Origin of the sequence: Paenibacillus sp. PK4536 (assembly GCF_028594455.2) — a bacterium.
GTDB lineage: Bacteria > Bacillota > Bacilli > Paenibacillales > Paenibacillaceae > Saccharibacillus > Saccharibacillus nuruki.
Map to the genome: position 1 here is coordinate 477869 of NZ_CP126313.1, position 13635 is coordinate 491503.

Here is a 13635-nt window from a genome sequence, read left to right on the forward strand (position 1 = left end):
TTTACGTTCTCCTTTCTGCTTCTGTCGATAAAGTAGGTTTAGCAGGTAATAATTTATTTTTTATCAGTGACAATATTAATTTGACTCCAATACCGATAAATACAACACTGTTCGTAACCAAAGAATACTTTTGCCGATAGTGTTTACGATGAAAGAGCCACATTGCTCGATGAAACTCATAAATGATTTTGAAAGGTTTGCGACGACTGCTTGCACCTTTATAATGAATAATTTGTGTATTTCCCCGGTAATGAATTTCCCAACCCGCTTCTTTGATGCGGTAACACCAATCAATATCTTCTCCGTACATAAAAAAGGATTCGTCCAGTCCACCGATCTGTTCGATGACTTCACGTCGAACTAACATAAATGCACCTACCAATGAATCAATCGGGTAAGACTCATCTGGATTCAGATAGCCTAGTTGGTAACCATTGAAGCGTGGATTATCTGGAAACCATTTCGAAAATCCAAATGCATAATAAAATGACGCTGCCGGTGTAGGGAATCCTCGTTTGCATGCTTTATCGAGTGATCCATCAGGTAATACAATTTTACAGCCTGAAGCTCCTGCCCGTGGATAAGCATCCATAAAAGACACCATCGTCTCTAAAGTATCAGACTGAACGATGGTGTCGGAATTAAGTAGTAGTATATATCGTCCTTGCGCAATCTTCATTCCCTGATTATTCCCTTTAGCAAATCCAACATTATCGGTATTAGCGATAAAACTGAGTTCTGGATAGGCAGCAGGAATCGCTGTTGCGGAACCATCGCTAGAAGCATTATCGATAACAATGATCTCATATGCATATTGAGTCTGCGATTGGTACACAGACTGAATACAATCAAGTGTAAGCTGGCAAGTATTATAATTTAAAATTAAAATGCTAACGTCCATGGTAACGCTCCTGACTAAAATATAAATCTACTGGCATTATAGCATATCTATATATCAAAAAGATAAATCCGCATAGATTCTATTATTCTTCTTAGATATAACCTACTAAAATTAAAAAGCGGAATAATAGTTGCTCCATTAAAGATTGTCTATACAATTTCGATTTTCTTAAATATCCTATTCTACTGATTATATTTTTTCGAGGTTCAATAAACAAATCTAGTTGAATACACATTTCTGGATCAACAATTTCACTACCATAAAGACGTTTAAATTCCTTCGCTTGTTGCACTAACAGATTTTTGTTCCCTTTATGTTTTAAAAAGCTATTCCATTTCTTTTTCAACTTTTGCAAAATAGTCCATTCCCCACCAACCGCATTTCCTCCATGCTGACGATAATAAATAGATGGCGTATGTTCAAAATGAAATTTACCAAAACAAGATACAACTAGATATGCCCACCAATCATGCATTTGAATATCTGCTATATTGACGTTCTTTTTTTTATGCATTAATAATTCTAAAGTAGCACGATTAAAAGTTACTGTTGCTCCTACAGCAATATTTTGAATCAGAGCATTGTAAAAAGAAGGTTTTAAGTGTGGCATTCCTGGCCATATCGCCGTTGGATTTAACTCCCCATCTGTAAGCTGAGTATCTGTACAGATCATAGCTGGAATATTACTTTTAAAAGGTTCATCTTCTTTTTCCATCTCTGCTAGCAGTTGCACTGCACGTTGAGCTTTATGAGGCATCCATACATCATCTTGATCACAAAAACAAAAATAATCTGCTGAAAGATCTGCATGTTGCATAAGTGTCCAAAAACTAGGGACTACCCCTATATTTTTTCCTTCGATAAGATGGATACGCCCGGGATAATCCTGTTGATATTGATTGATGATTACAAGAGTATTATCACTAGATCCATCATCACGAATCAAAATTTGAATCGATTGATAAGGCTGAGAGAATATACTATTCAGCTGTTCTGAAATATATTTTTCTCCATTGTATGTAGACATTAATACTTGCAATAATCCTTGTGCACTCATTATTTTACCTCATTTATTTATAAAAATAATTAATCTTACTTCTAATATAGCAAATTTAACCGATCGATAATAATCTATTCTGTAATCCATCACAAATTTAGATCCTAAACCGTTGAAACACCTATTGCTGTACATCTATTAAACAATATATATAAAAAGCTGAATACTGATCCTATAAAAGATCAAATTCAGCTTTTTACGTAGCTATTTAATTTGAGTTACTTATCATTTTGAGATTCTTGCAAAAAAGCAGTTAACCCTTCTTGCCAAGGACGAATATCTGTAAATCCATTCGTCCGTATAGCTAAATGCTCCATCACAGAATTAGCCGGTCTTGGAGCGGGTCTTGGAAATTCATTAGTTGCACATGGTTCTATGATAGCTTTTATATCTACACCTAGAATATCAACAGCTTGTCTGAATATTTCTTGAGTAAATTCATACCATGTACATGATTCACTATTAGAAGCATGGTAAACGCCATATTTCTCAGTCTCCATCAATTCTGTCAAAAATCCTGCTAAGTCTACTGTATAGGTGGGTGAGCCTTTTTGGTCATGAACGACTTTAAGTTGTGGTTTTTCCTGACCTAGCTTCAGCATCGTTTTCACAAAATTGTTACCATGCAAACCGTATACCCATGAAGTACGCACAATAAAATAACGTGAGGATAAAGATTGAGTCAATACTTCACCAGCACGCTTAGATTTACCATAAATACTTTGAGGATCTGTATTATCGTACTCATGATAAGGATGTATACCTTGTCCATCAAATACATAATCTGTACTAATATAGATCACTTTAGCTTGTACCGCTTCTGCAGCGATAACAATATTACGTGTGCCTACAGCATTTACTAGATAAGCTCCATCAATATCCGTTTCAGCTGCATCTACTTCGGTATACGCTGCGCAATGAATAATCACTTCCGGCCCAAAAGAAGTGATGACTTGCTGGCACTGCTCTAAATTTGTAATATCTAATGTCTGGCGATCACAGCCTAATACTTCATGCCCTTTAGCTTGGACTACTTTTACAGTATCCACTCCAAGTTGACCAGAAGCGCCTGTTATCAATACTCTCATTGACTGGCTCCTAGGCGATCTCCATATTGCTGTTGGTAATATTCTTGATACGCTCCAGAAGCAATACGTGTCCACCAGTCTTTGTTATCCAAATACCATTGAATTGTTTCTTTGATCCCTGTTTCGAAATTATGCTTAGGCTTCCATCCCAGTTCATTCATAATTTTGGTAGGATCAATACCATAACGACGATCATGACCCAAACGATCTTCTACATATTTGATCAAAGATTCTGGTTTACCCAGTTGTTCTAAAATGGTTTTAACAATATGGATATTCGTACGCTCATTGTTACCACCAATATTGTAGACTTCTCCATTTTTACCTTCATGAATAACCAGATCTATTGCACTACAATGGTCTTCTACATACAACCAGTCACGGATATTGAGTCCATCTCCATATACAGGCAGTGCTTCATCAGCTAAAGAACGAGAAATAATCAATGGAATCAACTTCTCAGGGAATTGGAAAGGACCATAGTTATTAGAACAACGTGTAATATTAACCGGCAAACCAAATGTCTCATGGTATGCGCGTACTAATAAGTCTCCACCTGCTTTACTTGCTGAATATGGACTGTTTGGTGTAATAGGTGTCTCTTCGGTAAAGAGTCCTGTTTCGCCTAAAGAACCGTATACTTCATCTGTAGACACTTGTACAAACTTGGTGATGTTATATTTTTTAGCCACATCCAGAAGTACTTGAGTACCCACAACATTTGTTTTCACAAAAATTTCAGGTTCCAAAATACTACGATCTACATGCGATTCTGCTGCAAAGTTAACAATGATATCTACACCGTCTGCAACTAAGCGATCCATGGTTGCTGTATCTGCAATATCGGCTTTCACAAATGTATGGTTAGGATTGCCTTCAATCGATTTTAAATTTTCAAGATTTCCTGCATAAGTAAGAGCATCTACGTTAACGATCTGGTATTCAGGGTGTTCGCGTAACATATATAAAACGAAGTTACTACCAATAAAACCGGCTCCGCCAGTAACAAGTAATTTCATAGTTTGCCTCCTGTAAGAATCCAATTTAGATTCTAACTATTTATTTATCATATTAAAAATTAAGTTCTGCATCTTTGAGTAAAGGATGACGCGTATCTTTATCAGATAATACTGGACTTGATACAGGCCAATCAATATTTAAAGACGGATCATCCCAAGCAATTCCTCGGTCATGCTCAGGTGAGTAATATTCATCTACTTTATAGATGACTTGGGTATTCGCTGCTAATGTGCAGAATCCATGTGCGAATCCTTGTGGAACTAGCAATTGACGTTTATTCGCATCACTTAGAATAAACCCTTGCCATTGCCCGAATGTAGGCGAGTCTTTACGAATATCCAAAATCACATCATAAATCGAACCTGAAATTACACGAATCAATTTAGTTTGTGCTTTGGGATTAAGCTGATAATGCATTCCTCTAAGCACACCAGGTTCAGCAGAAAGAGAATGATTATCTTGAATAAAGTTATGCATAATACCGTGTTCATGCATTAATTTTTCATTATAACTTTCCATAAAAAATCCACGATGATCGCCATGTACTACAGGTTCTACAAGTTTAGCGCCTTCTAATGTTAAAGATGTGACTTTCATGATGATCCTCCTTACAGTTTGAGCTTACCGAACTCTTCACCAAAAACAATTTCTTGTGCTAATTCATTTGCTTTAGCTAAAGATGCGTGTGTACCTGCATCTGTCCACCAGCCTGTAAGAATATCAAAGGTTAGCTCACCACGTTCAATATACGCATTGTTTACATCTGTGATTTCTAATTCACCGCGATCAGATGGTTTTAATGTTTTGACGATATCAAATACATTGTTATCGAACATATAAATACCTGTTACAGCAAAATCACTTTTAGGTTCTTTTGGTTTTTCTTCGATCGAAATAATACGTTCGCCATCCATTTCAGCTACACCATAACGCTGTGGATCATGTACCTGTTGAAGTAGCAATTTAGCACCTTGTTTTTGTTCACGGAAATTTTGTACAAATGGAGCAATATCATCAGCAAATACATTATCGCCTAGAATAACAACCATTTGATCATCTGCTACAAAGTGTTCTGCTAGATCCAAAGCTTGTGCAATACCACCCGCTTCATCCTGCACTTTGTATGTAAATGTAACCCCCATATCACTTCCGCTACCTAATAAGTTAACTACATCACCCATATGGTCTTTACCTGTAACGATTAAGATATCTTTGATATCAGCTTGTTTTAATTTATAAACCGAGTGGAAAATCATTGGATATTTTCCAACAGGTAAAAGATGCTTGTTAGTTACTTTTGTTAATGGATACAAGCGTGAACCTGTACCTCCTGCTAAAATAATGCCTTTCATGAATAAAAACCTCCCTGATATATTACGTTCCAAATTATAAACTATTTAAATGTTAAAATTTATTTAGGATCGTATTTTTTCATAGCCAAGCCTAATAATATCTTAATTAACGACATATTTCCACGTAGTGGACTTATTTTAGTAGGAATTTTTCCTATTGGATATGAACGAGTAACTGGTATTTCTACTACTTTATAACCAAGCTTAGGAGCTTTTACAGATAAATAAGCCAATAATTCATAAGTTTCAAAAATATTGCGGAATGGTTGAAGTCGCTCATCCATTAAAAATCTTTTAGAATGTGCTCTAAATCCGTTAGTAGTATCTGTATAACGATAGCCAGATATAAAAGAAATCATTGGAGCATGTATGAGTTTGATAGCAAGCTTACGTGATAAAGGAGTGTTTATTTCATTTCCTCCTGGTACATAACGCGATCCTTGAACAAAATCGAATCCCTCTTCTAACTTTTGAATAAAAGAAGGTATAGATTCTATACTATCTTTGTTATTACCATCTACTGTTATAATACCTTCATAACCTTGCTCAAGAGCATAAGCAAAACCCATTCGTAATTGTGCGCTTAGCTTACCTTTATCCTTTTTAGTGAGAAGTGCTTTAACTCCTATAGACATCAAAAAATCTATATTTAGTGAGTTATCTGTACTCCCTCCATCCAAGATAATAATGTCAATAATATTTGCAAATTCACTCATACGTTTAAGTTGTTTTTGAATCTTTTCACCTTCATTAATGACTGGAACACAAACACAATATTTGTTTTTTTTCAAGAAAAATTCTTTAACATTAGAATGAGGAACTTGCCAATTTTTTTGCATGATTTTATTCATCTAGCTCCACTCTATTTATAAATTTTACTTACAAAATCAAGAGATTTTTTGACACTATCGATATTATTATCTAATAGTCCATTCTTCATTTCTATAGAAATCCATTTTTTATAGTTTATTTTATTTAAAGCATTAAAAATAGCATGATGATCTGTATTTTCGGAACCTATTAAATTAAGATATGGCTCGCTGATGTGAAAATGAGCTAAATATGGACTTGCTTTTTCTAAGGATTCAGCATAATTTTCTTTATTCAAAGTCATTACTGCCGCATCTAAATGTAATTGAATACCAGGGTGATTGATTAGTTCAATTAATTCAATAGCTTCGTCTGTATTCGTAATAAAATCACACCCATATTGGGGAGCATTAGGTTCGATACATAGTAAAACATTATTATCTAATGCTGTTTTACCAAGTTGCTGAAAAAAAGGAATAACAATTTCTAGTTGTTCTTTTTTACTTTTTCCTTCAACCAGTCGATTTTTAGGAGAACCAAATACTAAATTCTTAGTTCCAAGTATTCCAGCCAATTCTATAATCTTAATTAAATAGTTTTTTAAATTTTCACGGGAATTTGTAGATTTAAATAAATAAAGATCGGTTTGTCCAAATAATAAAGATTGCATTCCAACCAATTCAATATTATGTTGACTCCATTTTTCTTTAAATATTTTAATATCTTCTACTGAAGCTTCTGTTGGATTATCCCAGATTTTAGTAGGAGCTACTTCTAAACCATGGATAGAATATTCTTTTAATAAATCTAACACTTTAGCATCTTCAGACATTTCCCAAGCAATATTCGAAATAGAAATATTCATGATAAGCCACTCTGTTGTACTTTAATAAATTGCTTTATTTCTTCTAAAATCTCTGATTTATTTTTAAAGTACCGGTTATCTCCTCCATAATTTTTAGCATACTTGCTCTCCATGTTGTAATATACTGGTGATTTTTCAGTAATATTATTAAATTCTAAACCGAGAGCATACTCTGCAATTTCAAAAGCTGTAACAGGTTCAGAGTTAAAATTAACAAGAGAGTCGTTATTTTTAAAAGCAATTTGAATATCTGACCATAAATTAATCATATTATAAAACTGAAAGCTACTGTCCTTATGCGTTAAATCAAAACGATTATTATTTATTAAATCATATATAAAGTTTTTCTTTAATCCGTCTCCAAACAATCCAGGCAATCTAATAATAAGATGTTTAGAAAAATGTTCCTTAATAAATTGTTCTAGGTAAAAACGATGTTTTCCATATGGTTCAAGTTCTTTTGGAATAATGATAGTATCTTCATCAACATTATAAGGGTTTTTATAAACATCAACTGTAGAAATTAGAACAAAAAATTCTGCTTTTACCTCTTTCAAGCTATTCATTAACAGTTGGAGGTTATTTAAATCTTCTTCTGCATTTTGATTTGCTTTCCATTTCACTGCTGGTGCAGCAGCACATACAATCAGATCATATTCTTTACCTTTAAGTTCGTTAATATTTTTAGAATTATAAAGATCATCAAATTGAGTTTGTTGAGTTAAAGTAGTACCTACAAATCCTGTATAGCCTAATAAACTTGTTTTCCCCATAGATAAACATTCTCCTTTTTACACTGAATTTTATTGAATATTATTTATTTACAGATTGTCTTTTTTCTTTATACATTTCAACAGAAGAAGCACTATAAAATGGACGATTCTGTGTTTCAATCAATATTCTAGCAATATATTCTCCAATGATTCCGATAATGAAAAACATACCTGCGAAACCAAAACAAATAATAATCATTAGTGTAGTCCAACCTTCTACAACAGATTTGTTGAAGAAATAGTTGTAAAGTGCATAAGCACCCATAAAAATAGAAAATAAAAAAAAGGCAATAGATAAATAATGAGATAGTTTAAGCCCAGCATTTGAAAAAGAAACTAAAGCATCTATAGCCAAAGAAAAATTTTCTCGATTCATTTTTCTATGACTATCTGCTTTATCTGTTTTATACGATATAAGAGTTTTTGAATATCCTGTAAATTCGTACAAAGCTTTACGATATCTAACTTTTTCTTTTAAATTCAACATTGCATTCAATGCTCTTCTTGTAACTAATCTTACATTTTCGGTTGATAAAGATAAGTTTAGATAAGACATACTATTTAATAATTTGTAGAACAGCTTTGACTTCCAACCCGTTTGCCCTGAAGTAGCAGCAACAATATCATACCCTTTTCCAGTTGCAACTTTGAACATTTCGTAAAGTAATTCAAAAGAATAGTTAACATCCATCGATTCAACCTCAAAAACAAAATCACCAATAGATTTATTTAGACCAGCCATCATTGATGATTCTACACCATGTTTTCTGGATAGATTAATAATAGTAGTATCTCCATGTAATTTAGCAATTGCTTCTCTTGCATTTTCTAAGGTTTTATCAGTACTTGCATCATTTACTAAAATCAATTCGTAGTTTTTAAAAGATGCACTTATTTTTTGATCCATTTTTATTAGAGCATCAGCAATTACATGCTCATCATTATATGTGTACATAACTACTGATACGAAAACGGGTTCTTTCACAGAACTTCCTCCAAATCATATATAGTATTAAATTTCCCAGAAAATACTGAAGTAAACATAGGATTATCTGTGAAAGTTTTAATAACAGTAGGTCTTGAATCATCCAATTCTGATGCACTTACTAAAGCTTTTACTGCAAATAACGATTTTTGGTATGATACTTGAATTTCAGGTACTAGATACTTTTTAGCGAGTTGGTTCATTCTGATCCAAGCTGTTTCTGGTCTCGCAAAGCAGGAATTGCAATTCATCAATTGTGAAGATGTACAATTTGTATTGATACCTTGACAGGAAAATATTGGTAATTCATTCATTGAACTCTCATGAGGAGTATGCCCTACAGAAGTAAGAGAATGATATCCGCTATCTCCAAAAGGCATTAAAGAGAAAAAAGGACCATCCATAACAGTAAGACCTACATTTTTCATATTACTGGACACATGAGTCATGATAACCTCACAAATTTCATATTTAGTTTTGAATAATTCCATTCCAAATTTAGCAATAATTTGATTAATACTAGCATAAGTAGCATTTAAAACTTTAGGCGTTGAAACAACACTTCCATCTTTAAAATGTAAATAGAATAAATTTTCATTAATAGATGTCTTCTCTAAATTTTTTTCATACATAATAGTAACATTTTTGAATTCAGCTAATTTTTCAATATACCAATTACGAATAATATCAGCATCAAATGTATATTCAATCGTTTCAAAAGTTGATTCTACTAACCCTTTATTAAAATATGTCTGACTACTAACTTCTGAAGCCGGTATTTTAACATAATCACAAAATTTCAAAAATTGTTCTGCATTTGTAAGCGAATCGTTAGCAGATATAGCATATATTTTCTTAAATCTATCATTAATAGCAAATGAGAAATCATTAACAAAACGCTCATAATAGTGAGCTGATTTTTCAGCAGTAGATACACTCCTTGGATAATGATATCCATTATGAACGCGAGCTTGATTAATAAAACTTGCTCGTAGTAAAGGAGCTGAATCAAATTCAATAATTGCTACATTCACATCTTTTTGTGCTAATAAATGAGCAGCATATAGCCCATATATACCTGCACCAAAGATGATATAATCAAATTTCAATTTCTTCATTTCCTTCCATTTCGAGATGAAATATACAATCCTACACAGTAACCGATTCATATAATACCATTCTATACCTATAAATCCTATAATAGATTGCACAGTCTATACTCATTTATTTTATAGTATACGTATATAATAGTGCTACATTTTACCGTTACCATCTAAAAACAGTAGCTAAGTGTTGTTTTTAGATGGTAACATTTTGTGACCATTAATTTTCATACTCTCAACTTCATTACTTCACAGAAATAAATTGTGTGCTATTAGGAAAAAAATAAGACAATTTATCTAGCTTTACATTTGAATCTGTATTAAATTTAATTTTATTTACTTTCCCATTCCAAAATTTATAATCTGTACTTAAACGAACAACATATAAATGCTTACCTGATAGTACATTAAAAGAAAATGTTCCTATTACTTTATTATTTTTGTCTAATAAGCTTAAATAAGCTAACTGTTCAATATCACTATCTATATCAAAAACAATTTCCACAGGTTGTTCTAACGACTTGATTGATTGAGTTGACCAAAAAATCTCTTTAGTCTCTAATATACTAGGTAAAGAATGAATTTGTTGATAGACACTATTTCCATCTTGATTTCCCCATAGTAGTGGAATATAACCTAAAATCCTTTCCCACAATTCATTTTGTCCATCATTTAAAGTTATTCCTTGAGTGTTATAGTCAATATTAAATTTTTCTAAAGTTATAGAAGGCATATCTATATCCAGTCGCAAATCTGCAGGTATATTGGGAAGTTGAAAATTAAGAACACCTTGCGAGTTAGCATCTATATGAATCTTTTGAGAATACTTTTCATTAAATGATTCTGATTTAGAAAAAGTATAAAATAACTGGACTGATCCAGAAGCTACAGAAGAATAATTAATATTAATATTTACGGAATTATTATTTTTGGAAGGATGATTATTTTTAAATTTGTTGTTAGGCCAAAAACCGTAAATATAAGGATCTCGTCCTGTAGTTTTAATTTCTAATGTACCATTCTCACTGAAATGCATATTGAGGCCATTCGATTTTTTATCATTTTTTAAATAACTAAAATCACTACTATAGTTTTCAGGTTGAATAATATTTTCGCTTAATAATTTATCTAAAAACGCTTTTTTATTTTCTTTTAATACATAAACGTCAAAACCGTTCAAACGAAGCATAGGTGAATAACGATTGTAAATATATTCTGCTAACAAATAATATTTATAATCTACAGTTAATATATCCATTTTACTTCCACTTTTTCCGTATATAGGCATTAAAACCACAGGTATCTTTTGTTCTTTCAGTGTTTCTATTACATCTCTCTGCATTTTATCATTATTTATAATTAAAGGAGATTGATTCATATAAACAGGATTTTTACGATCAACTAATGCATAAAAATAGTTAGTTGAAGAAAAGTCAAAATAGGTTTGATTTTTGTCCAAAATGACATCTAACACTGTTTTTAGATTTTGAGCATCTTTAGGATATTCTCCTTGCAGACGTGTATATTTAAAAGAACGTCCACTTTCATATTGTTGATTATAAGATGGAGAGTTTAGTGCATATTGAATTATTGAATTAGATGCAAATGTTTTAGGTTTTTTATCTGCAAGATCTTCTCCTTTAGCACCAAGATTAATATTGATCAAAACCAAAATTACAAAACTAGATGATAAGAAAACCAAAAGACGTTGTTTCCCTTTATATATTAACATAATAAAAGATAACAGACCGAGAGATAATACACTCAATAAAGAAATTAATGTGCCTTCCAATAATGAATGGCGTACAATGCCACGAGGTATATTAAATAACACAAATGAAAGAAAATAAAAAGTCAAAATAATAAGAGTTTTATGTTGAGATTCAATTTCATTAAATTTTTTCTTATCAAAACAATAATTCATAATAATAAATATTAATATACCTAAACTGACAAGTGGAAAAATATAATAGCCAATTGTATATGCGAGCGAAAGAGGGTTTCCCACTTCAGGAAAGGCCCAACTTTGATTAGAATTTGCTATTTCTAAAAATTCACTTAATCGTCTAAACGGGGAAATATTTTTAGATATACATAGTAAAATAAAAACAATCAAGCCTGAAATTCCATACAATATTCCTGTTATTAAAAATTTAAAAATATCTTTAAATCTATAGCTAAAAATAAGAAACGAAATATAACTGCAAATTCCAGCAAAAAGTGAAGTTGCGCCCAAATCTAATCTGTATAAACAAATTAAAGAAGCTACAATCCAGAATTCTAAAAACTGCCATTTAGTTTGTCGCAAGGATTTCGAATATCTAAGGACTCCCCTAATGATAACAAGTACTAACCAAGCAGCTAATAAAAAGTCGCTATTAAATAAACTGGCAAGTAAAGGAAAGCTTATAATTAATAAAAAGGCATAGATCTCTTTCACCATAATTCTTAATACACAATATAGTATAAGTATATTAAATATTTCAATATATGAATTATAAAGAAAAGTTGCCCAGGGCTCATAACCATTTAACAAACTATATATATATGCAAAAATTTGATAAGCTAACATGTGCGCATCAAACGTTTCTATAATCGGAATACTTCCATACTTAAATAAATGATCAACCGATAATCCATGATTAGCTAATTCAAAAAACTCGTTTCCGACTGAAGCAAACTTTGCTGGTTGAATACTAATCATTACAAAAGATAGTAAAACAATTGGTAGAAACCATGTGTATACTACATACTGAGTTTGACTATTTACTATTTGAACATCTCTATTACTTGATTTATATAATTTTTTCCAAAAAATAATAGATGCCATAATTAAGCTACTTACCATAATAAAACTGTACAATGCTACAGGTGAATGTAAGACTACATCAAATCTTTTATTCAATATATTGTAGCTCTCTAAAGCTATAGATTGAAAAACTATGGTACTTAGTACGGGGATAGCAGCTAAAGATAAACTGTATAAATAAACTTCTTCTTTCTTTCCAGTAAATGTTTCTACAATAGCTACCACTTTTTTATGAAGTGCTATAAAAATAAATGTAATTACAAACCATAAAATCAAAAAAATTGTTACGTCATAAGTTATTTTTTCAAAAGAAATAAAATTCGTAAGTATATTAATTGATTTACATATACGCCAAAAGTATAAAGCAAATGGTACACCCAAACAAAAATACAGAATTAATATAAATGGTTGGTTTTTGTGTTCTTTACTTATACCCAATGCAATCCACGCTAATACAATTATTCCACCTAAAAAATATAAAGCTCCGTCTAATGAGAATGCAAGAATATTACCTAGAATAGCAAAAAAACCTATTAGTGAGCATGACTGAATAAAAATAAACATTGGTGCATTTTCACTTTGATCTTTATATTTTCGGAAAAGTAAATATAACAAAATACTCAGGCCGAAAAAAATAAATACTGTTACAAAAATAGTTTGATAATAATCTTTTATTCTACTAGCTATATCAACATTATTTAATGTAGCCCATGACATGATGTGCTGTGAAAAATCTTTAATAGGAACCGGCGAACTTAAACTTATATTAATGTAAGGCAACATAATAATTAAACTTAAAAAAGCTGAAGATAACATAATAGCTCTAATCGCTAAATTTTTAAACTTAAACATTAAAATAGATCTCCTTATAC

Annotated in this window: 12 protein-coding genes; all 12 read right to left on the bottom strand. The window is 31.6% G+C overall.

The window, feature by feature from the left end; genetic code table 11:
- Position 1 precedes the first annotated feature (1 nt).
- The gene (locus tag PO903_RS02380; protein WP_273592479.1) at positions 2-901 is read right to left on the bottom strand and encodes a glycosyltransferase family 2 protein; all 900 of its coding nucleotides are present in this window, start codon (positions 899-901) and stop codon (positions 2-4) included.
- Positions 902-992: 91 nt separating this feature from the next.
- The gene (locus tag PO903_RS02385) at positions 993-1958 is read right to left on the bottom strand and encodes a glycosyltransferase family 2 protein (protein WP_273592480.1); all 966 of its coding nucleotides are present in this window, start codon (positions 1956-1958) and stop codon (positions 993-995) included.
- A gap of 218 nt (positions 1959-2176) precedes the next feature.
- Entirely contained in the window at positions 2177-3046 is an 870-nt protein-coding gene (gene rfbD / locus PO903_RS02390) for a dTDP-4-dehydrorhamnose reductase (protein ID WP_273592481.1), read from the bottom strand.
- Positions 3043-4065, bottom strand: a complete 1023-nt coding sequence (gene rfbB, locus PO903_RS02395) for a dTDP-glucose 4,6-dehydratase (RefSeq protein WP_273592482.1) — start codon at positions 4063-4065, stop codon at positions 3043-3045. The genes rfbD and rfbB overlap by 4 nt, the downstream gene beginning before the upstream one ends.
- A 52-nt stretch (positions 4066-4117) precedes the next feature.
- A complete protein-coding gene (rfbC, locus tag PO903_RS02400) occupies positions 4118-4663 on the bottom strand; it encodes a dTDP-4-dehydrorhamnose 3,5-epimerase (protein WP_273592483.1) in 546 nt (181 codons plus the stop codon).
- An 11-nt stretch (positions 4664-4674) separates the two neighbouring features.
- On the bottom strand, positions 4675-5418 hold the full coding sequence (locus PO903_RS02405; RefSeq protein ID WP_273592484.1) for a sugar phosphate nucleotidyltransferase: 744 nt from the start codon (positions 5416-5418) through the stop codon (positions 4675-4677).
- A gap of 59 nt (positions 5419-5477) precedes the next feature.
- The gene (locus PO903_RS02410; RefSeq protein ID WP_273592485.1) at positions 5478-6269 is read right to left on the bottom strand and encodes a glycosyltransferase family 2 protein; all 792 of its coding nucleotides are present in this window, start codon (positions 6267-6269) and stop codon (positions 5478-5480) included.
- A gap of 11 nt (positions 6270-6280) precedes the next feature.
- Positions 6281-7093 (bottom strand): sugar phosphate isomerase/epimerase family protein, encoded by an 813-nt coding sequence (locus PO903_RS02415; protein ID WP_273592486.1) that lies wholly within the window; start codon positions 7091-7093, stop codon positions 6281-6283.
- A complete protein-coding gene (locus PO903_RS02420) occupies positions 7090-7866 on the bottom strand; it encodes an NAD-dependent epimerase/dehydratase family protein (protein WP_273592487.1) in 777 nt (258 codons plus the stop codon). Before PO903_RS02420 ends, PO903_RS02415 begins: the two co-directional genes overlap by 4 nt.
- Positions 7867-7906: 40 nt before the next feature.
- On the bottom strand, positions 7907-8851 hold the full coding sequence (locus PO903_RS02425; protein ID WP_273592488.1) for a glycosyltransferase: 945 nt from the start codon (positions 8849-8851) through the stop codon (positions 7907-7909).
- Positions 8848-9960, bottom strand: coding sequence for an FAD-dependent oxidoreductase (locus PO903_RS02430; RefSeq protein WP_273592489.1), 1113 nt, complete (start codon positions 9958-9960; stop codon positions 8848-8850). The genes PO903_RS02425 and PO903_RS02430 overlap by 4 nt, the downstream gene beginning before the upstream one ends.
- Before the next feature lie 238 nt (positions 9961-10198).
- Positions 10199-13615, bottom strand: a complete 3417-nt coding sequence (locus tag PO903_RS02435) for a hypothetical protein (RefSeq protein WP_273592490.1) — start codon at positions 13613-13615, stop codon at positions 10199-10201.
- Between the last annotated feature and the right edge of the window lie 20 nt (positions 13616-13635).